The sequence below is a fragment of the Stenotrophomonas sp. Steno-C17 genome, assembly GCF_056393165.1.
The window spans coordinates 1-26,887 of sequence record NZ_JBWJPD010000002.1; the positions used below are offsets into that span (position 1 = coordinate 1).

Annotated in this window: 27 protein-coding genes; 2 read left to right on the top strand and 25 right to left on the bottom strand. The window is 65.2% G+C overall.

The window, feature by feature from the left end; genetic code table 11:
- Positions 1 to 17: 17 nt before the first annotated feature.
- From AC06FA_RS01735 to AC06FA_RS01835, 21 genes are all read right to left on the bottom strand, one after another.
- Positions 18 to 479 carry a GNAT family N-acetyltransferase gene (locus tag AC06FA_RS01735; protein ID WP_478066857.1) on the bottom strand — a complete coding sequence of 154 codons (462 nt, stop codon included), beginning with the start codon at positions 477 to 479 and terminating at the stop codon, positions 18 to 20.
- A gap of 85 nt (positions 480 to 564) precedes the next feature.
- Complete coding sequence (locus AC06FA_RS01740; RefSeq protein WP_478066858.1) at positions 565 to 2,187, bottom strand: FMN-binding glutamate synthase family protein; 1,623 nt, start codon at positions 2,185 to 2,187, stop codon at positions 565 to 567.
- 54 nt (positions 2,188 to 2,241) lie between these two features.
- The gene (locus AC06FA_RS01745; RefSeq protein WP_478066859.1) at positions 2,242 to 3,528 is read right to left on the bottom strand and encodes a nucleotide sugar dehydrogenase; all 1,287 of its coding nucleotides are present in this window, start codon (positions 3,526 to 3,528) and stop codon (positions 2,242 to 2,244) included.
- A gap of 115 nt (positions 3,529 to 3,643) precedes the next feature.
- On the bottom strand, positions 3,644 to 4,087 hold the full coding sequence (locus tag AC06FA_RS01750; RefSeq protein WP_478066860.1) for a BLUF domain-containing protein: 444 nt from the start codon (positions 4,085 to 4,087) through the stop codon (positions 3,644 to 3,646).
- Between the two features lie 63 nt (positions 4,088 to 4,150).
- Positions 4,151 to 5,167: a TraB/GumN family protein gene (locus AC06FA_RS01755; protein WP_478066861.1), complete on the bottom strand. Its 1,017-nt coding sequence runs from the start codon at positions 5,165 to 5,167 to the stop codon at positions 4,151 to 4,153.
- A 653-nt stretch (positions 5,168 to 5,820) separates the two neighbouring features.
- Entirely contained in the window at positions 5,821 to 6,063 is a 243-nt protein-coding gene (locus AC06FA_RS01760; protein ID WP_478066862.1) for a DUF2274 domain-containing protein, read from the bottom strand.
- On the bottom strand, positions 6,060 to 7,334 hold the full coding sequence (locus AC06FA_RS01765; RefSeq protein WP_478066863.1) for a TraB/TrbI/VirB10 family type IV secretion system protein: 1,275 nt from the start codon (positions 7,332 to 7,334) through the stop codon (positions 6,060 to 6,062). Before AC06FA_RS01765 ends, AC06FA_RS01760 begins: the two co-directional genes overlap by 4 nt.
- 2 nt (positions 7,335 to 7,336) lie before the next feature.
- Entirely contained in the window at positions 7,337 to 8,341 is a 1,005-nt protein-coding gene (trbG, locus tag AC06FA_RS01770; protein WP_478066864.1) for a P-type conjugative transfer protein TrbG, read from the bottom strand.
- Positions 8,338 to 9,042 (bottom strand): conjugal transfer protein TrbF, encoded by a 705-nt coding sequence (gene trbF, locus AC06FA_RS01775; protein ID WP_128622484.1) that lies wholly within the window; start codon positions 9,040 to 9,042, stop codon positions 8,338 to 8,340. Before trbF ends, trbG begins: the two co-directional genes overlap by 4 nt.
- A 24-nt stretch (positions 9,043 to 9,066) precedes the next feature.
- Complete coding sequence (trbL, locus tag AC06FA_RS01780; RefSeq protein WP_478066865.1) at positions 9,067 to 10,452, bottom strand: P-type conjugative transfer protein TrbL; 1,386 nt, start codon at positions 10,450 to 10,452, stop codon at positions 9,067 to 9,069.
- Positions 10,449 to 10,766 (bottom strand): hypothetical protein, encoded by a 318-nt coding sequence (locus AC06FA_RS01785; protein ID WP_478066866.1) that lies wholly within the window; start codon positions 10,764 to 10,766, stop codon positions 10,449 to 10,451. Before AC06FA_RS01785 ends, trbL begins: the two co-directional genes overlap by 4 nt.
- A gap of 12 nt (positions 10,767 to 10,778) precedes the next feature.
- Positions 10,779 to 11,504 (bottom strand): P-type conjugative transfer protein TrbJ, encoded by a 726-nt coding sequence (trbJ, locus tag AC06FA_RS01790; RefSeq protein WP_073646908.1) that lies wholly within the window; start codon positions 11,502 to 11,504, stop codon positions 10,779 to 10,781.
- Positions 11,501 to 13,960 carry a conjugal transfer protein TrbE gene (gene trbE / locus AC06FA_RS01795; RefSeq protein ID WP_478066867.1) on the bottom strand — a complete coding sequence of 820 codons (2,460 nt, stop codon included), beginning with the start codon at positions 13,958 to 13,960 and terminating at the stop codon, positions 11,501 to 11,503. The genes trbJ and trbE overlap by 4 nt, the downstream gene beginning before the upstream one ends.
- A 15-nt stretch (positions 13,961 to 13,975) precedes the next feature.
- A complete protein-coding gene (locus AC06FA_RS01800) occupies positions 13,976 to 14,248 on the bottom strand; it encodes a VirB3 family type IV secretion system protein (protein WP_478066868.1) in 273 nt (90 codons plus the stop codon).
- The gene (locus AC06FA_RS01805; RefSeq protein WP_478066869.1) at positions 14,245 to 14,637 is read right to left on the bottom strand and encodes a TrbC/VirB2 family type IV secretion system protein; all 393 of its coding nucleotides are present in this window, start codon (positions 14,635 to 14,637) and stop codon (positions 14,245 to 14,247) included. Before AC06FA_RS01805 ends, AC06FA_RS01800 begins: the two co-directional genes overlap by 4 nt.
- Complete coding sequence (trbB, locus tag AC06FA_RS01810; protein ID WP_478066870.1) at positions 14,634 to 15,671, bottom strand: P-type conjugative transfer ATPase TrbB; 1,038 nt, start codon at positions 15,669 to 15,671, stop codon at positions 14,634 to 14,636. Before trbB ends, AC06FA_RS01805 begins: the two co-directional genes overlap by 4 nt.
- Positions 15,668 to 16,132 carry a CopG family transcriptional regulator gene (locus AC06FA_RS01815; RefSeq protein ID WP_478066871.1) on the bottom strand — a complete coding sequence of 155 codons (465 nt, stop codon included), beginning with the start codon at positions 16,130 to 16,132 and terminating at the stop codon, positions 15,668 to 15,670. Before AC06FA_RS01815 ends, trbB begins: the two co-directional genes overlap by 4 nt.
- Complete coding sequence (locus tag AC06FA_RS01820) at positions 16,129 to 18,132, bottom strand: conjugal transfer protein TraG (protein WP_478066872.1); 2,004 nt, start codon at positions 18,130 to 18,132, stop codon at positions 16,129 to 16,131. The genes AC06FA_RS01815 and AC06FA_RS01820 overlap by 4 nt, the downstream gene beginning before the upstream one ends.
- Positions 18,133 to 18,368: 236 nt before the next feature.
- Positions 18,369 to 18,647, bottom strand: coding sequence for an EexN family lipoprotein (locus AC06FA_RS01825; RefSeq protein WP_478066873.1), 279 nt, complete (start codon positions 18,645 to 18,647; stop codon positions 18,369 to 18,371).
- Positions 18,644 to 19,588: a LysR family transcriptional regulator gene (locus AC06FA_RS01830; RefSeq protein ID WP_478067103.1), complete on the bottom strand. Its 945-nt coding sequence runs from the start codon at positions 19,586 to 19,588 to the stop codon at positions 18,644 to 18,646. Before AC06FA_RS01830 ends, AC06FA_RS01825 begins: the two co-directional genes overlap by 4 nt.
- A gap of 92 nt (positions 19,589 to 19,680) precedes the next feature.
- Complete coding sequence (locus AC06FA_RS01835) at positions 19,681 to 20,334, bottom strand: TetR/AcrR family transcriptional regulator (RefSeq protein WP_478066874.1); 654 nt, start codon at positions 20,332 to 20,334, stop codon at positions 19,681 to 19,683.
- Positions 20,335 to 20,717: 383 nt separating this feature from the next.
- Between AC06FA_RS01835 and AC06FA_RS01840 the strand changes: the two genes are divergently transcribed.
- Both AC06FA_RS01840 and AC06FA_RS01845 read left to right on the top strand, forming a co-directional pair.
- Entirely contained in the window at positions 20,718 to 21,158 is a 441-nt protein-coding gene (locus AC06FA_RS01840) for a GlcG/HbpS family heme-binding protein (protein WP_478066875.1), read from the top strand.
- 12 nt (positions 21,159 to 21,170) lie between these two features.
- Entirely contained in the window at positions 21,171 to 21,902 is a 732-nt protein-coding gene (locus AC06FA_RS01845) for an SDR family oxidoreductase (RefSeq protein WP_478066876.1), read from the top strand.
- Between the two features lie 39 nt (positions 21,903 to 21,941).
- On the opposite strand, the gene AC06FA_RS01850 is transcribed toward AC06FA_RS01845, so the two are convergent.
- The 4 genes from AC06FA_RS01850 to AC06FA_RS01865 form a co-directional block, all read right to left on the bottom strand.
- Positions 21,942 to 23,183 carry a multidrug effflux MFS transporter gene (locus AC06FA_RS01850; RefSeq protein ID WP_478066877.1) on the bottom strand — a complete coding sequence of 414 codons (1,242 nt, stop codon included), beginning with the start codon at positions 23,181 to 23,183 and terminating at the stop codon, positions 21,942 to 21,944.
- 93 nt (positions 23,184 to 23,276) lie between these two features.
- On the bottom strand, positions 23,277 to 25,004 hold the full coding sequence (locus AC06FA_RS01855; RefSeq protein WP_478066878.1) for a tannase/feruloyl esterase family alpha/beta hydrolase: 1,728 nt from the start codon (positions 25,002 to 25,004) through the stop codon (positions 23,277 to 23,279).
- Position 25,005: 1 nt separating this feature from the next.
- Positions 25,006 to 26,310, bottom strand: coding sequence for an MFS transporter (locus tag AC06FA_RS01860; protein WP_478066879.1), 1,305 nt, complete (start codon positions 26,308 to 26,310; stop codon positions 25,006 to 25,008).
- Positions 26,297 to 26,857 (bottom strand): NADPH-dependent FMN reductase, encoded by a 561-nt coding sequence (locus AC06FA_RS01865; RefSeq protein WP_478066880.1) that lies wholly within the window; start codon positions 26,855 to 26,857, stop codon positions 26,297 to 26,299. The genes AC06FA_RS01860 and AC06FA_RS01865 overlap by 14 nt, the downstream gene beginning before the upstream one ends.
- Positions 26,858 to 26,887 lie beyond the last annotated feature (30 nt).

Consider the following 26,887-nt stretch of genomic DNA (forward strand, 5'->3'; position numbering starts at 1 on the left):
TCGAGCATGGCTCGACTCTACAGGGGGCGGCGCATGCGCACCGATGCCAGCGCGACGCCGCTGGGGTGCGCATAGTCTTCCTGCCGTTCAGCGATGAAGCCCTGGCGCTGGTAGAACGGCACCGCATTGAGCGAGGCGGACAGCACCACATCGCGGGCAGGGTCGGCCATCGCCAGCAACCGCTGCATCAGGGCCTGGCCAATCCCCTGGCCACCACGATCCGGATCAACGAACAAGGCGTCGACTTCATTACCCTCGCTGTCGAACACGCCAAACCCCAGCAGTGCGCCCTGCGCATCCTCGGCCACCACGCAACCGCCCTGCCCCAGCAGCCGCGCGTACTGCGACGGTGGTGGCGAGGCCGACCACGGTGCGATCACCTCGGGCGGATAATGGCTGCTGCAGGTTTCGCGCACGCAACGGGTTCGCAGTGCCCACAGCAACGCAACATCGTCGATGGTGCCCGTCCTGAACTGCATGGCGTGTCCTTGTAGAGTCGAGCCATGCTCGACTGCATTGGGATCAATAAAAGCAGTCGAGCATGGCTCGACTCTACAACGGCAGTTACCGCGATTTGCTGGCGCGCAGCGCCTGGATGCGTGCCGGCGGCTGGAACGAATCGCTGCGTGCATCGGCCCAGAACGCGTGGAAGACCGCGTGGTCGGGCACCTTGTGCAGCAGCTCGCCCGGTTCCAGGTAGCGGTACAGCGTGGCCAGCGAACGGATCTCCACCGGCGACACGCGGCGCAGGATGTGCTCCGGTCCCAGTTCGGCGGGATCGTTCAGCCCGGCCGCGCACAACAGTTCCTTCAAGGCATGCAGGGTGTGTTCGTGGTAGCTGTAGACGCGCGTGGCCTTGTCCGGTGCATCCAGGTGCTTCCAGCGCGCCGGGTCCTGGGTGGCGATGCCGGTGGGGCATTTGTCGGTGTGGCAGCTGAGCGACTGGATGCAGCCCAGCGCGAACATGAAGCCACGCCCGGCGTTGCACCAGTCCGCGCCCAGCGCGATGGTGCGGGCGATATCAAACGCACTGGTGATCTTGCCCGCCGCACCGATGCGGATGCGGTCGCGCAGGTCCAGCCCGACCAGGGTGTTGTGCACCAGCAGCAGGGCCTCATGCATGGGCACGCCCACGTGATCGACGAACTCGGCCGGTGCCGCGCCGGTACCACCCTCGGCACCATCCACCACGATGAAATCGGGCAGCAGGCCGGTCTCGTGCATGGCCTTGGCAATGCCAAACCATTCCCACGGATGACCGATGGCCAGCTTGAAGCCCACCGGCTTGCCGCCTGAGAGTTCGCGCAGGCGTGCAACGAACTGCAGCAGCTCCACCGGCGTGGAGAACGCCGAATGACGCGACGGCGATATGCAGTCCACGCCCATCGGTACGCCACGGGTGGCGGAGATTTCGGCGGTGACCTTCGGCGCCGGCAGCACGCCGCCGTGACCGGGCTTGGCGCCCTGGGACAGCTTGATCTCGATCATCTTCACCTGATCGTGGGTGGCGTTGGCAACGAACCGCTCTTCGCTGAAGCCGCCCTTCTCATCGCGGCAACCGAAGTAGCCCGAGCCGATCTCCCACACCAGGTCGCCCCCCATCTCACGGTGGTAGGGCGAAATCGAGCCTTCGCCGGTGTCGTGATAGAAGCCGCCGCGGCGGGCACCGTCGTTCAACGCGCGGATCGCATTGGCCGACAGCGAACCGAAACTCATCGCCGAAATATTGAACACACTGGCCGAATAGGGCTTCGCACACGTCGGCCCGATCAGCACACGGAAGTCATGCTTGCCGATGGCGGTCGGCGCCAACGAGTGGTTGATCCACTCGTAGTCCACGGCATAGGTACTGCGCAGGGTCCCGAACGGTACGGTGTCCATCTCGTTCTTGGCGCGCTGGTAGATCAACGCGCGCTGCTGGCGCGAGAACGGCACGTCCTCCAGGTCGCTCTGCACGAAGTACTGGCGGATCTCCGGGCCAATCGATTCCAGGCCGTAACGGAAATGGGCCATCACCGGGTAGTTGCGGCGCAGGGTGCTGCGCTTCTGCAGCAGATCCCAGCAGCCCAGCGCCACCATCGCCGCGGACAGGCCCACGCCCCAGTACCAGGCAGGCCAGAGCGCGGCCAGCCACAGGCTGACCGGCAGCATCAGGATGGCGAGCACGAAGACAATGTAACGGTGCATGGCGTTCCTCGGTTGCAACTGCCCCGAGTCTACCGCGTGGCAGGTGTACGCCCGCTAGAGGCGATCATCCACCACGCTGCGCGGCCATGCCGACTTCACGTCGTACACCAGCCCACCCGGTGCCAGCAGTGCGCGGATCTGATCTTCGTCCAGCGCGGTGAAGGCAGCGTGCGCCACCGCCAGCACCACGGCGTCGTAGGCGCCCGCCTGCGGTTGCTGCAGCCACTGCACGCCGGTATCGGCCAGCGCTGCGGGCCCCACCCACGGATCGCTTACATCGACCTGCGCGCCGCTTTCGCGTAACCGCTGCGCCAGCTCCAGCGCGCGGCTGTTGCGCAGATCGGGGCACTCTTCCTTGAAGGTCACGCCCAGCACCAGGATGCGCGACTGCGCCGGGCTGCGCCCGCGCTCGTCCAGCATCGCCAGCACCCGCGCCGCCACATGCTCGCCCACGCGATTGTTGACCTGGCGCGCGGTGTGGATCAGATCGGGGTGGTAGCCCACGCTCTCGGATTTGTGCAGCAGGTAGTACGGGTCCACGCCAATGCAATGGCCACCGACCAGACCCGGCCGGAACGGCAGGAAGTTCCACTTGCTGCCTGCGGCATCCAGCACGTCCTGGGTGTCGATGCCCAGCCGGTCAAAGATCAGGGCCAGCTCGTTCACCAGGGCAATGTTGACGTCGCGCTGGATGTTCTCCACGACCTTGGCCGCTTCGGCCACGCGCATCGAGGGCGCCGGGAACGTGCCGGCACGGATGATCTGCCGGTACAGGCCATCGATCACCGCAGCGACCTCGGGCGTAGAGCCGGAGGTGATCTTGCGGATGTCCGACAGGCGCCGCGCGCGATCACCCGGACTGACCCGCTCCGGGCTGTAGCCGCAGTAGAAATCCTGGTTGAAGCGCAGGCCCGAGCCCTGCTCCAGCAACGGCACGCACACTTCCTCGGTGGTACCCGGATAGACCGTGGATTCGTAGACCACCACATCCCCCGGCCGCAGGTGGCCGGCAATCAACCGGCTGGCCGAACGCAGCGGCTCCAGGTCCGGCTGCTCGTAGGCGTCGATCGGGGTGGGCACCGTGACGATGTAGACATTGCACGCATCAAGGTCAGCCGGGGCGCTGCTATAGCGCAACTGCGTGGCAGAGGCCAGTTCGTCCGGCTCCATTTCCAGGGTGTGGTCCTGGCCACCACGAAGCTCGGCGATCCGCGCCTGGTCGATGTCAAAGCCCAGCGTTGCCAGCTGCTGGCCGAAGGCCACGGCCAGCGGCAGACCGACATAACCCAGGCCGATCACGGCCGGCGCCGGCGCCAGCGCTGCACTGATCGCCACGCTCATGCGCGCAGCCCCAGGGGCATCGAAAAGGGGCAAGGGCTCATCCGGGCATCCGCAGGCGGTCAATCATGCCTGCAAGAGTAACGGCCCGGGGCGTCGCAGGTCACGCCCGCGCGCACTAGCCCAGGCTGACTGCTGCCGGTTCCAGCTCGCCATGCCCGCCCATCCACGAACGCAGCAGCAGCGCGAAGCCGGTACCCGGCCGATGCGGGTCGTTGTCGAAGCCCTGCCAGGGCGCTGCCACGATACTGGCCAGTGCCCCCGGTTCGATCATCCGGTTGGCCATGGTCCAGCGCGGAAACCATCGCGCCCGCAACGGGCCTGCGGCCAGTTCGGTCAGACAGCTGTGCCGACGCGCATTGACGATGCGGGCGTGCACCGAAGCCAGGCCATCGCGCGGGCCCTCGGCGTACTGCAGGAACCGGGTGCCGTCGTACATCAGCACGCCGGTGACCCCGGCCATGCGATTGAAAGCGGTGGCATCGGCCAGCAACGCGTCCAGCGCAGGCACGTCCAGCCCTTCCGTGGCCGTACTGACGTAGGCAAACGCGTGCAACGACATGGCCCCATCCCCCTGGTGGATGAATGGGACTATGACACGAACCTGACGCGCTGCCTACGCGGGCTACTCCGGCGGTGCTTCAACCACGTAGCCGCGCTGCTGCAATGCCTGCAGATAGCCTTCTCCCAGCAGCAGACTGACCGGCACGGTGGCGAAGGTGGCCGCGTGCTGCTGCAGCGCGCGGTCCACCCCCTGCAACCAGCGCTGGCGCACCTGCTCGGGCAGATCGCTCCAGCCGCGACGGCGCACGAAGGCCGACTCCTGCAGCACTTCGCGGCAGGTCTGCGCCATGGTCGAGCCGGACAGACGCCGCAGCGCAGCCACATCGCCCAGCGCCCACGCGTTGGCCCGTTCGCGCAGCACCGGTGCCTGGAACTCGACGGTATCCAGCGTGCGCTCGAAGCACGCGCGGTCGTCGACCTCGGTCACCTGCAGTTCCTTCAGCGTGGCGCGCGCATCATCGATCTTCAGCGTGACCTTCAGCACCTCGGGCTGCAGGCCACGCGCCTTGTAGAGCCGCTGCAGCGCCTTGTCCACCTGCTTGCCATCGCGCAGCCCGTTGCGTTTCAGGAAGGCCTGGTACAGGCGCCCGGACGCCACCAGCGGACGCTCCTTCTCGACGCTGCGATCAGTGCCGAGGTACATCTGCTTGAGCTGCAGCCAGCGTGCGTAGGTCGGCGCCGACAGCACCTGCTGCAGCGTGCGCCCCTGGGGGTCGCGTGCGGTCCTGCGGGCCAGCGGCAGCAGGGTCAGGCCCTTCAGCAGACCCACCTGCGGATCGACCTTGAAGCCCGGCTCGCCCAGCACGTGGTCAACCCCGGCGATCGTGCGCTCGACCTCGTCGGGACGCCACTCCACGCCCGCCGGCAACGGCGAAACGATGCCGAGGATCCACACCACATGCCCCTGCGGCGCGGTCACTTTCCACAAACCCGGGCCCGGCTGTTCGCCGGTCACCTGCACGGTCGCCATGTCCACCACGCCATCGGGTGGTGTCGGCCCCTGCTGTGCCGCCAGCGGCCCCGCCGCCAGCAGCATCGACAGCCCGCAGACGATCCTTCGTATGCACTGCATCGCCATGTCGCCCTTCCCGTGTGCGTTGGCGGACTGTAGCGGGCAGCGGCGCTGCGCGCGTAAAACCTGCGTTAGCCGGTGCCGGAGCGGCCGATTCCGCTACAATCTGCGCGCGCTGCAGGCCCGGATGGCGAAACTGGTAGACGCATCGGACTTAAAATCTGTTTTGTCAAGTCCTTTCTGCTAGAACTACCGAGCCAGAAGGTCAATAGTGACAACGGTTTGCGGGCATCCGAGTTGTAGCTTTGCAGCTAGGCTTGACGACCAGGGGCCAGCTAGGCGCCAGTAGATGGAGGTAGGTGTTTTCAGTGCGTTGAGCACTACGCCCGAGTGGTGAAATCGGTAGACACAAGGGACTTGAACAATTTGAGCCTTCGGGGGGAAACGCCCGAAGTGAAGCCCGTCAAAGTCGGCGAACGCCCTGGATGCTGTTGCATCCGAGCCAACGCCGAGCCAAGCCCAAGCTACAGCTTGGGAAGGTGTAGAGAGCAGACGGCGGGCACCTACGGCCGCAAGGCTATGGTGAAGGCGTGCTCCAGACCACGAACGCCCTGCGTTGAGCAGGGCGGCGGCGAAAGTCGAAGTGGTAAGAAAATCCCTCGCCGAAAGGCGTGCCGGTTCGATTCCGGCCTCGGGCACCAATCCAGAGCCGCCCCTGTTCACGCAGGGGCGGCTTTTCCGTTCTTGGGCTGTGTGCGCTTGAATCCCCGATCCCCCGCCATGAACGCCTCCAGCATGTGCGGAATCAGCGTCACGGCATCGACCGCCTCGCCATACGCCTGCGCGTGCAGCGCGGCGTAGCGGTCGAGGTCGGCTTTCAGGCTGGCCGGGCAAGCGAAGGTCAGCTTGACGCTCTCGGTCTTGGGCAGCGGCCCGAGCCGCAGCTTCTTGGTCGTGCTCATTGCGAAGCTCCCCGGTTGAAGAACAGCGGCTGGTACGGCCGCAGCACAAGATCCCGGTTGACGATGATCCGCACCGGCAGGCCGGGCCGGCTGGTCAGCGTGGGCTGGATGTTCATGTTGCGCCGGGTGATCTCCTGGCCGACCTGATTGATGCTGTCCTGTGCGCTGTCGCGCCCGGCGATGACGATGCGGTTGCCGTCCTGGCGGTTCTCCGGCGCGGCCAGCTCGGCGCCTACGCCCAGCAGCGTCGTCAGCACAGCGCCCGCGACGATGCGATCCCAATGCCAGTCCACGTCGTCTTCCAGGCCGGCGTAGCCGGCCGGGTCGGTGCCCACGAGGTTGTCGAGCGTCAGCGATGACGTGTCGGGCAGGATGACCCGATTCCATACCACCTGCACGCGGCTCTGCCCGTAGCTGACCTGGCTGTTGTAACGCCCGAGGATGCGCGATCCCTGCGGGATCAGCAGGAACTTGCCCGTGGCCGTGTCAAAGACCGGCTCCGTCACCGTGGCGATCACGTCGCCGGGCAAGTCCGACTTGATACCTGTCACAAGCGCGCCGGCGATCACCGTGCCCGCCATCACCTGATAAGGCGATGCCGGCAGCGCCAGGTTGCCGGAATTGCGGGTTTCCGTAGAGCCGCCTTTCAGGAATGCCTCTTTCTGGTCTTGCCGGTTCTGCACGGCGGTCGGGTCGGCTGGCTGCGCAGCCACCGAGGCCGGCCCAGGAGCGAGTGGGTCGAAGGCCGCGAGCGCGCTGGCAGCACCAGGCGCCCCCGGCGCCACCGTGGCGGCGGCCTGGCCCTGGCCGCCCGAGCGGAAGAACACCGACGAGGCCGCCGCCGCATCAGCCTCCTTGCGCAAGGCATCCTCGGGATCGTGACCCGGCGGCGTATAGGCCGGCGTCACCGGCTGCTGCGAGTTCACGATGGCCGGGCCAAGATCGCCCGGTAGTGGCGGCCCCAGCTCGGGTGCGGCGGGCGGCAAGGCCGGCAGCTTCGAGTAATCGGTTGGCAGCGCGTCCAGCCCTTCGGACTTCGACACGCGATCGACGTTGTAAAGCTCGGCCTGCTCGCTGGCTCCGCGCCGCTGTGGCTGCAATGACCAGATCGTGGCCCCGAGCACGGCGACCGACAGGCCGCCGGCGAGGATGGCCAGCGTGCGCCGATTCAGGCGCGTGACCGGGCGCGGCTGGGCGCGCAGCGCCACCGCCTCGGGCGCTACCTTGCCCGCCTGCGGCGTGGCGAGGTCGGGGGTGTCGTCCTGGCTCATGGTCAGTTCCTCCGCGCAACGCCGTCCGTGCGCTCGATTCGCACCACGTCGCCCTTGTCGCCGCCGAGGCGCAGTTCGGCCGCGCCGAACAGCCGATCCACGATGTAGTACGGCGAGCGGAAGCGGTAGTTCACCAGTTGCCCATCGCCCTGCGCGCCGATGACGAACAGGGGCGGCAGCTCGCCTTGCGCGATGCCCGCCGGAAACTGGATATAGACCTTCTCGCCGTCATCGAAGGCGCGCAGCGGCTTCCACGGCGGATTGCTGCCGCTGATTGCGTAGCGGAAGCGCAGGTTCTCCAGCGCCAGCCCGGTATCGACCGGCGCGGCGGCGCTGGCCGCCTGCGCCTGGCGCTGCAAGGCCAGCATCCGGTCGCGCGGGTACTCCCAGGACGCCGACGCCATCCACGTCTTTTCCGTCGAGGTCAGCTCCAGCAGATAGGTGCGGCGGCTGGTCGTGATGACGAGATTGGTCTTGAGTCCCGAGCGAATCGGCTTGACCAGCACGTTCACGCGCAGGTCGGCGCCGCTGCCGCTGGACGTGTCGCCCACGATCCAGCGCACGGTATCGCCGGCGGCCACCGTCACCAGTTCCTCGCCCGGCTGGAGCGAAATCACGGTCACGCGGCCCACGGCCGCATAGACCTGATAGAGCGCGCCATCCGTGAAGGGCCACACCTGAATCGCGTTGACGTAGCCCTCGCGCGTGGGCGCGACGCGGGCCTCGGCATTGGCGCGCGAGACGCGCACCTTCTCGTCTGTCGGTTCCGGCGCGGGCTTGGCGTCTTCGGCTTCGGGCACCGGCTTCAACTGCGCCGGCATCGGCAGCACCTCGGGCACGGCCACCACCTCCACCGGCGCGGGCAGTTCGGGCAGCGGCTGCGCCTGCACCGGCTCATCGAGCGAGATGACTGGAGGCGGCTTGCCTTGCGTGGCGCAGCCCGTGAACAAGACAGTCGAAGCCAGCAGGATCACCGGCAAGGCGGATATACGGGAAAGTGCATTCATGGTTTGGCTCCTTCGGAAGAATCCAGCTCGCGGCTCCACGACAAGCCGTTGACGTAGATGCCCAGGGGGTTCTTGCGCAGGCGTTCCTCGGTGCGCGGCGGCTGGAGCACGATGGACACCACGGCCGTCCACCGCTCCAGGCCGGCCGCGGCGCCGTTGACGTAGCGGCGTTCCGTCCAGCGCACGTTGAAAGACGTGTCGCTTGCGCGCACGACGCTGGTGATCTGCACCGTCACCGATTCCTTGCCGATGCGCGCGAACGGGTCGTTGACCCGCGCGTAGTCGTTGAGCACGGCCGCGCCCTTGTCGGTCGTGTAGTCGTAGGCATCGAGCCAGTTCTGCCGCACGACGATCGGGTCGATGGACAGTGAGCGCACCAGCGTCACGAAGCGCGCGATGTGGTGCGCCGTCTGCGCATCGTTGGGCCGGTACGGCGTGGCGGCTTCGCCGACGGCACGTACCTGGCCCGCGTTGTCCACCTCCACCACGTAGGGCGTCACGATGGATTGCGCCGAGCGCCACACCAGGCCGCCGGCCATCAGCAGCGCGAGCGTGAGGCAGCCGAAGGCCATCAGGCGCCAGTTCTTCGCCTGCACGCGCGGCGAGCCGATGCGCTCGTCCCACACCTGGCCGGCAGCTTGGTACGGCGTGGCAGGCTGCGGCGTGTCGGCGTAGCGCACCTGTGGTCGCTTGAATCGCATGGTCAGTTCTCCTTGTGAATCGCTTTAGTCGTCGGAGCCGCGCAGGCTTGGGCCTTGGCCCGAGCCGCCGCCATCGCCGCCGCGCAGCGTGTGCGCGGTGGTGGTCGCGGCATGTGTGAGTTGCTGGCGGCGGTGCAGCCGCTTGGCCCAAGCGGGTTGCGCATTGGCTGCGCCGGAAGTGGCCTCGCCTGCGGCGGCCTGGCCGGATGTCCCGGCTCCACCGGCCGCCGCGCCATCGTCAGCAGCAGAGCCGTTCCAGCCGGAGCGGAAGGGAGCTGCCATGCGTTGCCCAGCAGCGGAAGCGCGAGCTGCGATGCCGCGCCCGGCAGACTGCGCGCCGGTCTTGGCGACGTTGCCCAAGCCGGCCATCGCGCCCTTCGCGCCACCGCCGGCGGCGGCGGAACCGGCCTGGAACGCCGACCGTGCGCTGCTGGCCGTCGAGGCGGCGGCACGCGCGCCGCTGCCGGCGAGCTTGGCGGCGGCCGGCGCCATGCGTGCCCCGGCCATGACAGCGCCACCTACGCCCGTCGCGGCAGCGCCAACGGCCACCGCTGTCCCGGCTGCGCCGATGGCGGCGCCAGCCATCGCACCGGCGCCGAGCTGCGGCGCACCGGACACAAGGCCCGTGGCGATGCCAGGGCCGAAGATCCCCAGCGCCAGCAAGGTGAGCGAGGCCAGCATGATGACCAGCGCGTGGTCGATGGAAGGCTCGTTGGGATGAACTTGGAACTCGGCGAACAGGCCGGAACCGATGCCGACAATCACAGCCAAGACCAAGACCTTGATGCCGGCCGACACCACGTTGCCCAGCACCTTTTCGGCGAGGAAGCTGGTCTTGTTCCACAAGGCGAACGGCACCAGCACGAAGCCGGCGAGCGTGGTCAGCTTGAACTCGATCAGCGTGATGAAAAGCTGGATCGCCAGCACGAAGAAGCACAAGACCACGACCAGCCAAGCGAGGAACATCACTGTGATGGCGTCGAGGTTCACGAACACCTCGGGGAAACCGGCCATCTCGCCGACTTGCTCCAGAATCGGCGCTCCGGCGTCGATGCCGGTTTTCGCCAGCCGGCCCGGCTGCAAGAAGTTCTCCATCGTGATCGCCGAGCCGGTGGCCGTCAGGCCCAGGCCGGCGAAGGAGCGGAACACGATGCCGGCCAGCCAGTTGAAGTTGCCGATGATGTAAGCGAACGCCCCGACGTAGAGCACTTTGCGCAGCAGCTTGGCGATCACGTCCTCGCCTTGGCCGGTGGCGTGGCTCATCGCCCAATACAGCCCGGCGATGGTCATGTCGATGACGATCAGCGTCGCGGTCAGGAACGCCACTTCGCCCTGCAACAGCCCGAAACCCGAGTCGATATAAGTGGAGAAGATGTTGAGGAAGCGGTCGATGATGGTCACGTCATTCATGGCGCGTCCTCTTGATCGGATGAAGCCGGCGATTCGCCATCGGCCGGTTCATCGAAGCTCGGTGGGATCGGCGGCAGGTCGGCCAGCGTTTGGTATTCGTCCGGCCCGGCCTCGCCGGAGAAGAAGCGTCGTCGGAAGGCTTCGGCGGCTGCGCGGCAGGCGTCCTCGCCCGTGGCCTGCCGGTCGGCTGCGCATTGCGCGCGCAATGCCTTGAGCCGCACGGGATCGTCGGCCAGGGCATCGGCAAGGTGGTCTGCGGGCTGCTCGCTGCAAGCGACCAGCAACGCGGCACACAGGACGAGGACGCATCGCATGGCGGCCTCCCGTCAGTTACCGTAGAAGTCCACGCGCTGCGGCGTGTACGGCGTGCCTTCGCCCAGGAAGCGCCGCCGCACTTCGCGGGCGCGCTCCGTCGCTGCCGCCTGCCGCGCCAGTTCCAGCGAGGCGGCCCGGTCTTGAGTGATCTGGAGCCGCTGCGACTGGATCGACTGCTTGGCCTGCAAGGCGAGCAACTGGTTCATGGCCTGCATGGCCTGCAACGCACCTTCGGCCGACTGGCTTCTGCCCACGAGGTCGGCCAGCACGCTTTCGTCTTCGCCCAGGTTCTGCGACACCTGCGCCTGCATCTGCATGGTGGTCTGCAAGCCGTGGAGCGTGTTCCTCCAACGCTCCTGCGCGTCGCGGTACATCTGGTCGCCGCTGACGGTGGCGGCGTACTGCTCGGGATACAGGCGCGCGAACTCTCGATCGAAGTTCGTCACGTCGTAGGCCAAGCCTCGGGCCTGGGCGATCAGCCGCTCGGTCGTCGCCAGGTTGGCGCGCAACTGGTTCACCACGCTGGACGGCAGGCTGGCAAGGTTGCGCGCCTGGTTCATCAGCATCTGCGCTTCGTTCTGGAGCTGCTGGATCTGGTTGTTGATCTGCTCCAGCGTGCGGATCGCGGTCAGCGTGTTCTGCACGAGGTTCGTGGGATCGACCACGACCCATTGCGCATGGGCGGTGGCGGTGCAAAGCATGGCCGCGACGGCGGCGGCGATAAGGCGCTTCTTCATGACTGGCTCTCCAGTGGGTGGTCGGTGGTACGGAGGGAACCCGGCGCAATGCCGGGGAACGAGGGCAGCAGGTCGGCCGCCCAATCGAGGCCGCGATGGCGCAGCCAGGCGCCCGCGAAGCCGGGCACGCCGGCGTCCAGCAGCACGCGGTCTATGTCGCGCTGGTCTTGCGGCGTGGAAGCACCGGCGAAGGCCAGCGTCGCCGTCCCCAGGTCGAGGTCGAACAGGCGGTTGCCGAGGCGGGATTGGTAGTAGTAGTCGCGCTTGGGCTGCGCGGTGGCGACGATCTCGATCTGCCGGCTGTTGAGGCCGAAGCCCTCGTAGATCGTGCGAATCTGCGGCTCGGTCGCCTGCGGGTTGGGCAGGAAGACGCGGATGGCGCAGCTCTCGATGATCGCGGACGCGATGCTGGAGTTCTGGATATCCGCAAGGCTCTGCGTGGCGAAGATGACGCTGACGTTCTTCTTGCGCAGCGTCTTGAGCCACTGGCGGATGCGCGCGGCGAACATCGGGTCGTCCAGGAACAGCCAGGACTCATCGAGAATCAGCAGGGTCGGTGCGCCGTCGAACCGCTCATCGAAGCGCGCGAACAGGTAGCCCAGCACCGACCGCACGGCGGCCGGGCTGCCCATCAGTTCCTCCATCTCGAAACACTGCACGTCGGCCGTGCCCAGCCGGTCGTGGTCGGCGTCCAGCAGCTTGCCGTGGGCACCACCGAGCACGTAGGGCGCGAGCGCCTGGCGCAGCGCGTTCGATTGCAGCAGCACGGAAAGCCCGGTCATCGTGCGCTGCTCCACCGGCGCACCGGCAAGGCTGCCGATTGCCGACCAGATGGCCGCCTTCTCGTCGGGGCCAACCGTCACGCCTTCGTGCAGCAGGCGGCCCTCGATCCATTCGGCCGCCCAAGTGCGGTAGCCGTCGCGGTCGATGCGCGCGAGCGGCTGGAACGCGATGCCGCCATCGACGCCCAGGTCGTAGTGCTCGCCGCCAAGCCCAAGAATGGTGGCGCGCATCGAGCGCCCCATGTCGAACGCGAAGATGCGCGAGCGCGGATAGCGGCGGAACTGCATCGCCAGCACGGCCAGAAATGCGGACTTGCCCATGCCAGTCGGGCCGACCACCGCCATGTGCCCCACGTCGCCGATGTGCGTGACGAAGCGGAACGGCGTCGCGCCATCGGTGCGGGTGACGATGGCCGGCGGCCCGTCGAGGTGCGCGTTCTTCTCTGGCCCGGCCCACACCGCCGACACCGGCATCATGTGCGCCAGGTTCAGCGTCGAGACGATGGGCTGGCGCACGTTCGCGTAGGCGTTGCCGGGGATCGAGGACAGCCACGCATCCACGGCGTTGAGCGTTTCGGGGATGGTGACGAAGCCGCGTCCCTGGATGACGCGCTCCACCATGCGCAGCTTCTCGTCGGCCACGGCCGGGTCGGCATCGAGCACCGTCACCGTAGCGGTGAGGTAGCCGAAGGCGACTTGATCGCTGCCCAGCTCCTGCAAGGCGGCATCGGCGTCGGCCGCCTTGTTGCTCGCGTCGGTATCGACCAGCGGGCTTTCCTGCTGGAAGATGGTTTCGCGCAGCAGCGCCACCACGTTCTTGCGCTTGGCAAACCACTGCCGGCGCAGGCGGGCGAGTTCCTTTTCCGCCTCGGCTTTGTCCAGGCAGAGAAAGCGCGTACTCCAGCGGTAGGCAAAACCGAGGCGGTTGAGGTCGTCCAGAATCCCCGGCCAGGTCGAGGTCGGGAAGCCCCGCACCGACACCACGCGCAGGTGCTGGTCGCCCAGCATGGGCGCCAGGCCGCCGACGAGCGCGGAGTCGGTCAGCAGCGCGTCGATGTGGAACGGCACTTCGGGCACGCCGACGCGGTAGCGCCGCGTCGAGATGGTGGCGTGCAGGTAGATCAGCGTCTGGCTGTCATCGAGCCAGGCGATTTCCGGCATCACGCCATCGAGCAGGTCAAAGACGCGATCCGTCTCCGCGATGAAGGCTTGCAGCCGCTCGCGCCAGTCCACGCCATTCGTCGGCGTGTTCTCGTAGAGCATCTTGGCTGCACGGGCGCGGGATTCCTCCGGCGGCAGGTACGCGAGCGTCAGGTGATAGGCGCTCTCGAAGTGGTTGCCCGAGTCCTCGAAGGTGGCGCGGCGCTCCTCGTCCACCAGCCACGACAGCGGCTCGGGAAACTCCGAGTGCGGATAGTCGGCGGCTGCGCAGCGTTCGGCTTCGATGAACAGCGCCCAACCCGATCCCATGCGACGCAGCGCGTTGTTCAATCGCGCCGACGTGGCGATCAGCTCGCCTTGCGTCGCACTGTCGAGGTCAGGCCCGCGAAACCGGGCCGTGCGCTGAAAACTGCCGTCCTTGTTCAAGACGACGCCCGGCGCGACCAGCCCGGCCCACGGCAACCAGTCGGCGAGCAAGGCCGGGCGCTGGCGGTATTCGGCGAGGTTCAGCATCGCGGCGTCCTCCCCTCACACGTCCAGCAGCGGACGATGCTTGATGTGTCGCGCGAAGACCTGCATGAACTGCGGATCGACGCGCGCACCCCATACCGCCAGCGAATGGCCGAAGATCCAGAGCACCACACCGGGAATCCACAGTTGCAGGCCCAGCCCGACGGCGGCGGCCAGCGTGCCGTTCGCAATGGCGACCGTTCGCGGTGCCCCGCCCAGCAGGATCGGCTCCGTGAGCGACCGATGCAGCGGCACCTCGAAGCCGGCCGCGAAGGTGTCCGGGGCACTCATACGACGGCCCCGCCGGAGAAGCTGAAGAACGACAGGAAGAAGCTCGAAGCCGCGAAGGCGATGGACAGACCGAACACGATCTGGATCAGCTTGCGGAATCCGCCCGACGTGTCGCCGAAGGCGAGCGCGAGGCCCGTGGCGATGATGATGATGACGGCCACGATGCGCGCCACCGGCCCCTGGATGGATTCGAGGATGGATTGCAGCGGCCCCTCCCACGGCATCGAGGAACCGGCGGCCTGCGCGGTGCCGGCCAGGAACAGCAGCAGCGCGGCCAGCAGCAGCCCTTGCTCCGCAGGGCGGGCCAGGCTGCGCAGCCGTGCCAAGCCGGACGGGCGCGGAAGCGGATTTGAGGAAACACGGAAAGCAGGAACGTGCATCTGCGTCATGGCAGTTCTCCAGGGTGGTTGAGGGACGGGGAAGGAAGGTCGGACGGCGGTGGCGGCTCGGGAAACGGCACATCCATCGCGTCCGCCAGTTGATAGCCCACGCCGTCGAAGCCGATTACGCGGGCGATGTTCTCGATGCGGCGCTTGCGACCGCGCCCGGCGATGTGGATCACCACGTTGACCGCCTCTGCGATCAGCGCACGCGGCGGGTTCACCGCCACTTCGAGAATCAGTTGCTCCAAGCGCAGGAGCGCGCCCAGCGCGGAGCCGGCGTGGATCGTGGCGATGCCGCCGGGGTGGCCCGTGCCCCACACCTTGATGAGATCCAGCGCCTCGGCGCCGCGCACCTCGCCGACGACGACGCGATCCGGGCGCAGGCGCATGGACGAGCGCACCAGCTCGGTCATGGACACCACGCCTGCGCGCGTGCGCAGCGGAACGTGGTCGCGGGCCGCGCATTGCAGCTCCACCGTGTCTTCGAGCACCAGCACGCGGTCGCCGGTGGCGGCGATCTCGGCCAGCAGCGCATTGGCGAGCGTCGTCTTGCCGCTGCTGGTGGCGCCGGCGATCAAGACGTTCTGCCGCTCGCGCACCGCGCGAACGAGAAAGCCCGCCTGGGCGCTGGTCATCATCCCGTCGATGACGTACCGCTCCAGCGGGATCACGCCGATGGCCCGCTTGCGCAACGCGAAGGCCGGCCCCGGTGCGGCCGGCGGCAAGATGCCCTCGAAGCGTTCGCCCGTTTCGGGCAATTCAGCCGACAGCAGCGGTTGGCCGCAATGCACCTCCGCGCCGACATGGGCGGCCACGAGGCGGATGATTCGCTCGCCGTCCGCTTCGGACAGCTCCACGCCCATCGGCGCGCGCCCGCTGGAAAGCCGATCCACCCAAAGGGTGCGATCGGGATTCAGCATCACCTCCACCACGTCGGGGTCTTCGAGCGCCGCGGCGATCAGCGGCCCCATCGCCGTGCGCAGCATCTGGATGCGGCGGTCGAGCGAGGTGACGGTCATGGACTGCGGAACGGCGCTCATGACGTACGCTCCTGCGCTTGCGCGGCTGCCGCCGCGTCCTCCATCCGCATCGGGTCGGGATGCAGCTCCTCCACCACGTCGCGCACCAGGCTTCGACCGCGCAGCAGGTGGCGACCCAACTGTTCAACGAACTGCTCGAAGCGCGCTTTGCCCTGGGCGCGGGCGGCCTCTTGGTGCGCCTCGGGGACTGGTGTGCTGACCGTGAGGTAGTAGCGAATGAACAGCGCCAGCGTCTCGATCTGGATGTTCTGATCGCGCTCCTTGCGCTCGGCTTGCCGCGACAGACGATCCAGCCGCTTGCCGATGGCCGCCTCGCGCTGGTCGGCGGCATCGGGTGAGAGCCACGATGCGAGCGCCGCCGCAACGATGGATGACTTGGACACGCCTTTCTTGGCGGCCAGCTCATCAAGGCGTTTGGCGTGCTCCGGCTGGATGAACAGGTTGAGGCGGTAGTGGCTCATAGCTCGATTCCGTCGTTGGGGTTCAGCGACGCCAGCCGCGCCGTGCGCTGCATGGCCGGGTCAAGCTGGCGAGGAAGGGGGAGCAGCAGGTCGTCGTCGTCATCGAGCAGCGCGAGGTCGGCCGCAGGCGCGGCCAGCTCGGGGGCGTAGGTGACGGTTTCGGAAAGCTCGGGCTGACGGCGTGGGCCACCGTCATCGGCAGAGGCAGCGAAGCCCTCGGCGGTATCGGACGCAGGCGCGACGGGCACAGCGGGAATCGCCAGGCCGCTCCAGTCGTCCAAGCGCGACGGCGGCACGTCCGCGTACTGCCCGTCCGCCAGCGCAGGCGGCGGCAGCACCCGCCGCTTGAAATTGGCGTCCGCGTAATAGCGCAGCTTCTTCGCCTTGATCGGCGCCACGCTCGACACCATCACCACCGCCTCGTCGGGCGGAAGCTGCATGACTTCGCCGGGCGTCAGCAGCGGGCGGGCTGTCTCCTGGCGCGACACCATGAGGTGGCCCAGCCACGGAGCCAGCCGGTGGCCTGCGTAATTGCGCTGGGCGCGCAGCTCGGTCGCGGTGCCCAACGTCTCGGAAATGCGCTTGGCGGTGCGCTCGTCGTTGGTGGCGAACGTCACGCGCACGTGGCAGTTGTCCAGAATCGAATGGTTCTGGCCGTAGGCTTTGTCGATCTGGTTGAGCGACTGCGCGATGAGGAAGCTGCGGATGCCGTAGCCGGCCATGAAGGCCAGTGCCGTCTCGAAGAAGTCCAGGCGCCCCAGCGCCGGAAACTCATCGAGCATCAGCAGCAGCTTGTGGCGGCGCTCGATGCCGTCGGAGCCGTCGAGCGATTCGGTGAGGCGCCGACCGATCTGGTTCAGGATGAGCCGGATCAGCGGCTTGGTGCGGCTAATGTCCGAAGGCGGCACCACCAGATACAGCGATACCGGATGCTCGGCCGCGATCAGGTCGGCGATGCGCCAGTCGCAGCGCGAGGTGACTTCGGCCACCGTCGGGTCGCGGTACAGGCCGAGGAACGACATGGCCGTGGACAGCACGCCCGAACGTTCGTTGTCGCTCTTGTTGAGGACTTCGCGTGCGGCGGATGCCACCACGGGATGCGGGCCATCGCCGAGGTGCGGCGTGGTCATCATCCGGTGCAGGGTCAGCTCGAACGGGCTGGCCGGGTCGGAAAGGAAGTTCGCAACGCCCCGCAGCGTCTTGTCCTTGCCGGCGTAGAGCACATGCAGGATCGCGCCGACCAACAGCGCGTGGCTGGTTTTCTCCCAATGGTTCCTGCGCTCCAACGCGCCTTCGGGATCGACCAAAATGTCCGCGATGTTCTGAACGTCGCGCACTTCATGCGCGCCGCGCCGAACTTCCAGCAGCGGGTTGTAGGCGGCCGACTTCGCATCGGTGGGGTTGAACAGCAGGCAATGCGAGAAGCGCGAGCGCCAGCCGGCGGTGATCTGCCAGTTCTCGCCCTTGATGTCGTGGATGACGGCCGATGCCGACCAGCTCAACAAGGTGGGCACCACCAGGCCCACACCCTTGCCCGAGCGCGTGGGCGCGAAGGTCAGGACGTGTTCCGGGCCTTCATGCCGCAGGTACTGGCGATCGTGCAGGCCCAGGAACACGCCGGCAGGCTGTGTGAGGCCGGCCTTGCGAATGTCCTGCGCGTTCGCCCAGCGCGCAGAGCCGTAGGTCGTGACCAAGCGCGCTTGGCGCGAGCGCCAGACCGACATGGCGATGGCAACGCCCACGGCGACCATGCCGCTGGCGCCGGCAATGGCGCCGCCGGTGTCGAAGACTTCCGGGGCATAGGCGCCGAAGAAGAACCACCACTCAAACAGCTTCCACGGGTGGTAGATCGACGTGCCAAGAAAGTCGAACCAGGGCGAGCCAAGGCGTACTTGATAGCCAAGGGCCGCTGCTGTCCATTGTGTGGCGCCCCACACTCCGGCGATCACGATGCCGAATACCACGGCAATCTGACCGAACAGCACGTTCGTCCCTTGCATGACCTGGCCTCCGATTTCTCCTGCGCTGATTCCTTTTGGAAGAAGCGGCACAAGGGCGTGCCGCAGGCGTCAGGGTCGGTGCCGGGTCAGTGCTGGTCAAAGACCGTTTTCAGCAGAAAGGTCGAGCAAAAAGACAGAATGAGTGCGACGGCGAGCCAAAGAAAAACGCCGCAAGCGAAGGCGCATTGCGGCGTGTCGGGCAGAAAAATGAAGGCGATGCGGCGATTCGCCAACGATCAGAACTTGGGCGGTTCCTTCGGCGGCGTGTACGGCGTTTCGCCGTCGCCATAGAAGCGCTTGCGCGTGGCCTCGGCCACCCGGTTGCACAGCACGTCGCCGAGCTTGGGGCGGTCGGTCTTGCATTGCTGGCGCAACTCTTTGAGCCGTTCGGGGTTGGCAGCCAGTTCTTCCACTGTCGGGATGTTCGCCTCCGGGGTGTTGGCCTTCTGCGGTGTTTCGGACTGGCCGCAGGCAGTCAATGCGGCCACCAGCAAGAACGGGATGATCTTCTTCATGGAGCAGGTTCCTCTGATGGGTCAGGGTGATGGCATGGTACGGGCCTATGGGATTCTGGCGACTCGATGGTCTCAGCTCGCTCAATGAACCGCATCAGCACATCGGATGGCTCTCCTTCGGGGCGCAGGAGGTATGTTGTCAGCGGAGGCACTCGCGATGCCAGCGGTCGGGCAACGACGCCTGGCTCACGGCTAGTGGAGATATGTGCGGCTCCTGTTAATCCAAGCGCAATGCCGCCTGATACCAAAACCATCATCAGGTCGTACGTCGCAACCCTTTCTGCGATCAACGGTTCCATATCTACTCGGCGAAGTACCCGCTCAACATGTCTGGCATGGCCTTCGCAAACTTGCGGGTCGCACAAAACCAGTGGATAGCGCAGCAACTCTTCCAAAGGAATGCGCTTATGGGCGAGCAAGGGATGCCGCGCCGGAACCGCCACCATGAGCGCATCGCTCCAAACTGGTAGTGTGACGATTCCGTCGCCCACCTCGTCTGAAAGGGCAAAACCAACGTCATAAAGATCGTCATTGAGCCCTTTTATCTGTTGAGACAGCGACACCTCGAAGAATCGGATTTCGACCTCCGGTTCTTCCTGCCGACAAAGCGCCAGTAGAGCCGGCAAGCGTGAGGGGGTGATCCCGTCAGACAAGGCGATGCGCAACTGGCTATGAAAGCCGTTGGCAGCCGCTTTCACGCTGTCGCGGGCTTGCTGTAAGGCCATGAAAACTCGTGGCACATGTTCCAAAAACCGTTTGCCGGCGTGAGTCAGGCGGGTGCTGCGCGTAGTCCTCAAAAACAGCACAACTCCAAGTTCCTCCTCGAGTTCCTTGATATTCCGCGAAAGCGGAGATTGCTCGATGTGCAACTTCTCAGCCGCACGGACGAAGCTCAGTTCTTCGGCAACTGCCAGAAAACAGCGTAAATGGCGAAACTCCATGTTCATGTCTCATGCTGATGCTGATGCTGGTGCTGGATTCAGTTCCCTACGGCTGCCAACATTCAGAAATGAGCATTGCCGTTAAGGCGCGCTCACAGGCCTTTCCGATTAGTCAAGGTTCCCGGGCCAGTGCCGAATGCCGCAAGAAACGTAGTCACGGCCACCCGAACCCAGCGGTCCAATTGCTCAGTCGATGGGTGCGCACCCGGATGCGTCAAACACTCCAACTGCCCTTCGCCGCGTAACAGGCTGACGAATAAGACGGCCGCACCCTCTATACCTACAGCTTGGACGTTAATCTCACCCGCACGCGCAGCTACTTCGATCCGATCAGCAAGCATCTTGGCGATGACTTTGGGGCCAGCCAGATAGAACTTGCGCGCTAGGTCGGGAAAGCGCAACGCATCGGCCACAACCACTCGGAAGAGCGCCAAGCCCGTGGGCGAGAGAACGATCTTCAGATAGGAAAGCCCTAGATCGGTCAGCGTCTTGGAAATGTCCCCCGGTACCGTCTCTATGGCCCGGACTGTCTCGGTCATGACCGTACATTCCTGTTCGATCACGGCCGCGAACATCGCCTCCTTCGTCGGAAAGCAGGCGTACAACGTAGCCTTAGAAACCTTTGCCTCGCGCTGGATCATGTCTGTCGTGGCGGCACTGAAGCCATGTGCCAGGAAGACGGTAGCCGCTGCCTGGAGAACAGGTAGCGACTTGTCGATGCGATCGGCTGAACAGGGCTGGCTCATAGGTGACTCATATGTGCTATTCGTCAAGTGTACCGATTAGTTTTTTCAAGGTCAATGAAAAGTAGAAAAAGTTGTATGATTGGGCTGTTTCCCCACTAAGAATTGACTCTGTAGCGCAAAATTATTATTGTACCGATCGGTTCAATGTGTCCGAAATGACCGACCTGAGGACCTGCGTCAGACTTGACCCGCCTGCTTCGCATAGCGATATCCGACTGCGACCCACTGGCGCGTCGAGCGTCGGAGATCAGGCGAGCCGCGTTGCCGCGGCTGCGCGTGAGGATGGGCGTGGCCCCGCAGGCCAATGTGGTTGCGTTGCCTGAGCCAAACCGTCGTTCGATTGCACTGCCATGCCAGATCGCCTTCAAAAGGAACCTAGTTACATGTCCTCTCCATCTGCTATCAAGCACACCGTCCCCCGACTGCACATCACTCTTACGGGTGCCCGGCACGTCATCGCCGCCGCGCGCGAGCGTGCTCTGTACCAAAGCCTGAACATCAGCGTGGCCGTTGTTGACCGCGCGGGTGAGCTCGTCGCCTTCGAGCGCGACGATGACGCCGCGCCGGTGACCCCGCAAGTCGCCCTGGCTAAGGCTCGCAGCGCTGCACTGCTGCGTGCTCCGTCCAAGGTTTTCGAGGATTTCGTCAACGACGGACTGCCGAGCTTCCTGGCAACTCCCGGGATCACGCCTTTGCAGGGTGGTGTACCGCTGGTCGTCGGGGACGAGGTAATCGGTGCTATCGGCGTGAGTGGCGGCAGCGGTGAGCAGGATGCTGGCATCGCCGCCGCCGCCGCTGCTGCATTCGGCTCCATTGCAAGCTGAGGAGATCAGAGCATGAGCAATTCCCTGGAAGGCAAAACCTTGGTGGTGATTGGCGGCAGTTCAGGCATCGGCCTGTGTATTGCCCAACTTGCTGCCGATATCGGTGCGCAACTGGTCATCGTCGGTCGCAATGCCGAACGGCTGGAATCGGCACGCTCCGAACTGGCTACTCGCGGGGCTGCCGTGCAGACCCACCAAGCCGACGCCCACGATCATACGGCGCTGGAAGCGCTGTTCGATAGCCTGCCGCCGTTCGATCATCTTGTCTCGATGGTGGGCGACGTCAACGCCGGTGGCTTCCTTGTCAACGACATCGCCTCGATCCGCCGTGTGATCGAATCCAAATTCCTAGCCAACGTGCGCATCGGCCAACTCGCCGCCGGAAAAATTCGCGAGGGCGGTAGTCTGGTGTTTACCTCCGGCACTGGCGGTCGGGCGCAGGACGCCAGCGGCAGCTACGTGGGCAATCTGGGAGTCAATGCGTTGGTCGAAGGGATGGCGGTCGAATTGGCGCCGAAGGCGCGGGTCAATGCAGTGTCGCCAACATGGACAGCGACGCCATTCTGGCGCGATGTTCCACCGGCGCAGCTCGATGCAACGCGCGCGCATTTCCAACAAGTTATCCCACTCAAGCGGACAGCCAGCATCGGCGATTTGGCGTCAGCCTACATTTTTCTGATGCAGAACCGCTTCATCACAGGTCAACATGTTGCCGTCGATGGCGGCATCATGCTGGGCAGTTGAGCGCGGCGGCTTGGTGCTGACGGCACCAGAATGCCGTCGTCAGTCGGGGTTGCGAGTCGGTGCTTTGTCGTTGCTCTCTTCTTCACTGCGGGAAGGCGCTCTACCGACAAACCAGAGCGCAAGCGCGACAATGGCGGGGAGCAATATTCCGAGTGCCAAAGGCCGGGCGCTTGAGGAAATCGCTGAAGCCACAATCGCTGAGCACACGAAGGCAACGCCGAACTGCATCGCTCCGACCAGAGCGGACCCTACGCCTGACTTCCCACGCGCCGCCTCCATGGCGATTGAGGTGCCGTTGGCGCTCAGCAAGCCTACCATGGCGATCGAGAACCAGAGCGGGATGATCAGCATCCAGAGTTGGTGCGTGCCCGAGACCAGTAGCAGCACGAAGCTGATGGCAACGAACAGCGGCAGGACGGTGCTGACCACCGTCTTAACCTCCAGCTTCAGGAGTAGCCGATTGTTGACGAATGAAGCGACGACCAGGCCGAGCGCGACAAAGCCGAACGCAAGGCCGTATTCGATCTTACTGAGGCCAAACACGCCTTGGAACACGCTCGATGAGGCCGTGATAAAAGAGAACATTGCGGCCTGGACGAACGAGCTGACCAGCGCGGGAACGACAAACTGCCTTGAGGTCAGAAGTTTCCAGTAGTCGCCGAAGACGCCCAGTAATGGGGTCTTCAGCCGTTTCGAAACTGGCAACGTCTCAGGCAGCAGCGTGAGCGCCAGCACGAGCGCGAGCACACCAATCGCCAGCATGGTGACGAACACCGACTTCCAGCCAAATTGCGTGACAAGAATGCCGCCGAGCAGCGGTGATACGACCGGCCCGAGCGTCATCAGCATCACCAGCAGGGTCATGGTCCGCGCCGCCGCAGTGCCCTTATAGAGGTCCGATACGACCGCGCGGCCGACCACCATACCGCCGCAGGCGCCGAGCGCCTGGATGAAACGAAGACCGATGAACATCGAGGTTGAATGGGTCAGTAGCAACAGCACTGTCGCAACGCAGAACAACCCCGCACCAAGCAACAGCGGCCCCTTGCGGCCATACCGGTCGATCAAGGGGCCAAACACCAATTGGCCCACGCAGAGCCCGAGGAAGAAGACCGATAGCGATAGCTCCAGCGCTCCGTCCGGGGCATTCAAATAGCTCTGGATATCGCCGAAGGCCGATAGGTACATGTCGGTGGCGAGTGGCGGAAAGATCGAAAGCACAGAGAGCACAATGACGATCGTCAGTGCGTTCGATCCAGATTGCGACGCAGCTGTGTTCATTCGCTCTTTCCCGTAAGTCTCCAACACATTCCGAAGGCGCGGATTCGATGCGTACCAATTCACGAGCCCCGCTGGAATGGCGGGGCTGCGCCACTACTTCGTCGTGAACGAATAGACGCCGAACAGATCACTTCCCGGCCAGTCGCGCAGGCGCACCATTTCCGCAGGTTCGCCCTTCTCCCAATTCGCCGCGTCGTAGATGTCGCCCGTGCCCTTGTAGCGGGCGATCGCCGGATAGGGATACACCGGCCGGGTCATGTCGGGCAGCGTGGATTGGGACGTTGCCGACTGGGTGGAAGCCTGCTTCGAAGCATCGGCGCCGCCGAAGTTGGGCGCGCCGAAACTGCTCGCGGTCTTGGCGGTGCGGGTCATGACAGCATCCGGCGCCACGCCGCCCTCCACCCATGCCATCATTGCCGTCAACAGGTCCAAGTTGCTCGGCCCCTGCCCGTTGCCGCAGTGGGCCACGCCAGGCAGCAGGTACAGGCGCTCGAATCCATCGACGGCCTGCTGTCCCATATGGGCGATCATTGCCTTGTGCAGCGAAACGGTGTTGGCCGGCGAGATGTGCGGGTCGGCCAGACCGTGCCAGAGGATCAGCTTGCCGCCGGCCCGTCGGAAAGCCGACAGGTCGGCATTGGTGGCGTCGTAAAAGGGGTGAAGCTGCCGCAGGGCATGCAGCGTCGATTCGGTGAACTGGAATGAGGCCAGCGTCGCGTTCGGGTTTGTCTTCTCGAATGCCAGGTAGCGGATCGCCGCCAGGGCCGCCGACGTGCTCATCAACTGCCCGTCGGCCTTGTCCGCCACGTAGATCCCGGCCCAGTCGAGTTCTGACCCGTATTGCGGTTGACCGGCGGTCAAGTGCGCGCCGGTTTTCGAATCTCGTGGGCCATCGTAGAATTTGTGGACAACCGCAGCCTCCGCCGGTGTCAGGCAGGTCGAGGTGTCCGTAGCGTTTGCGGCGCAGGTGATCGTCGCCGGGTCAAAGTTGCAGGCGGCCGGGTTGGAGAGCAGGCCGTCCTTCACCCCATCGAGGGTGTCGCAAGCAGCAATGACGGCCTTGTGCAGGATGGCGAGCCGATCGTTGAGCAGGATGATCTTGCCGTTGGCATCGGTGTTCGCGGCCGCCTGCCAGCCATGATAAAGCGTGTTTTGCACTTGGAAAAGCATGGCCGGCGCACCGGCGATCACGCCATCGAAATCGTCAGGAAAGCGCATCGCTTCCATCAGCGCCTCGCGCCCACCGTCCGAGCAGCCGTTGAAGTAAGCGTATTTCTGTGGCTGTCCGTAGAAGCTCCTGATCAGCTTCTTGACGGCCTCGGCCGTCAGGTGATGGGCACGATAGGCGAAGTCGATCCGCTTCTGCGGGTCGGTGCCCCAACTGCCGTCATTGCCCATGCCGCCGCCATGGCCCATGTCGGTGGCGGCCATGACGAAGCCACCGTCGTTATAGACCTTGCAGCCGTCCGCCGCGCCCACGGTCAGGCTGATCTGGCCGCACAAGCCACCGCAGCCGAGCTGCATGTAGCGCTGGGTCCATGTCTCGGTCGGTAGCAACACCTGGAAATTGATCGCCGGGGCAAGCGTCGCCTTGACCGAGCAGACCTTGATGCCGTCGCTAGTGGTCTCCGCGGCCTCGGTGATCTTGCTGCCCTTGCCGCCGATCGCCGTGAGGTCGACATTGGCCAAGGTCGTACAACTCACTGCCGGTTTCACCACAGCCAGATTGGCTGGTCCTTTGGAAGCGGCCCAAGCGCCGCCGGGTATGACGGCAAGCGCCATCAACAGGTTGCCAAACGAAATGCGGAACCACGATTTCATGTCACGCCTCCTTTGCCGGGGTCTTGGTTGCGAGGGTATCATCCAGATAGACAGTGCGCGTCGCAGGCAGGCCGGCCAGCAGGGCCAGCGCGCCGATCGATGCCAGAAGCCAGCATGGCGCCACCCAACCGCCGGTGGCCGTATGCAGCGTGCCCATGGCAAGCGGAGCGATCGCTGCGATCAAATAACCACCGCTCTGGACAAAGCTGCTGAGCGAGGTGACGCCAGCCTCGGTCTTGCAGCGCATGGTGACAAGCGTCAGGCCGACATTCATCAGCATGGCCGATAGCCCGGTGATCAGAATCCACGGCCACGCAGAGCCGGTCGCATAAGCAAGCCCAAGCGGGCCGACGATGGCGCATAGCGCAGCGAACACAACTACCAAATAGGGATATTTCATCCGATCGAGGATGTTTGGCACCACGAAGCTGTGAAACAACCCGATCGCATTGAAGATCGACAGCATGGTCGCTGCCGTCTCGGCCGAAACCCCGCGCGTGTCGATGACAAGCGTTGGCAGCCAGGCAATCAGCGCATAAAGCATCATCGGGCCTGTACTGAACACTAGCAAAACTGCCCACGCGGTCGAGTTCCCCATCAGGTTGACGGAAGCTGTTTGCTTGGTCGGCGCTGTGTCAATACTGGCATTGCGGAGCATGAGCCAAGGTAGCGCCGCCGCCACACCTAGCAGGCCCCAGCTTCCGATGAATGTTCGCCACCCCACAGCTTCGGTCGCCTGCACCGCGATCAATGAGGGCACCGAGGCGCTGACGACGATCAGCACTTGGAAGATCCCGCTGACCAGTCCAATCCGATCGGGGAAATAGTGCTTCACCGCCGCCGGCACAAGCACGTTCGCCATGCCCATGCCCCCGAAGCAGAATATCGACAGCAATATGAAACTGGTTGCCGATTGGCTCAGGCCGGCGCGGGCGAACTCGCCCAGCGCGACCAAGGCCGCCGCCACGATCATTGATTTCTCCAGGCCCAGCCGGCGCGTCAGCCGCGGGGTAACAATCCCAAACACCGCGAAGCAAAGCAGCGGCAAGGTGCCGAGCAGGCTCTGTGCCGTCGCGCCGACGACGAAGCTCTCGCCGATCACCTTCAAAATCGGCGGTACAGAGGTGACTGCTGCCCGCAGGTTAAGTGAGATCAGGATGATCCCGAGCAGCGCGACGACTCCGCCTGAGCGGTGATGCGCCTGACGCTGCGGCAAGTCCAGCGGATGTTCGCCTGCGATCGCTGCTAGCTTGCTCGCGGCGGACCGGCGCGGTGAACTGGCTTGGGCCGCGCTATCGGTCGACATGGCGGGCCACCCAAGCGCCGAACGCGGCCATGAAGTTGATCAGGAAGGTCTTCGTCTCCGGCTTGGCGATATTGCCGTCGGTACCGAAGAGATCAGCGATCCCGCCGACGTAAGCCTCCGGCTGCTGCATCGCCGGCACGTTCAGGAACACCAGCGACTGGCGCAGGATGTGGTTGGCGCCGAAGCCGCCGATCCCTCCAGGCGACCCGGAGACGATCGCCGCCGGCTTGCCGTTCCAGACGCTCTTGCCCATCGGGCGCGAGCCGACGTCAAGCGCGTTCTTTAGGGAGGCCGGGATCGAGCGGTTGTATTCGGGGGTGACGAACAGGATCGCGTCGGCGGCCCGGATGCTCTCACGGAACTGCCGCCAGCCGTCAGGAAGCTCGTCGCCGTCTCGGTCCGGGTTGTACAGCGGCAGGTCGATATCGACGAAATCGAAAGCCAGATTGTCAGGTGCGAGCCCGACCAACGTCTTGGCTAACTTGAGGTTGAAGGACTCCTTACGCAAACTGCCGACCAGCACGGCCACATTGAATTTCACAGTCATCATCGTCTCCGGTAGCGTGATGTCGGTCGC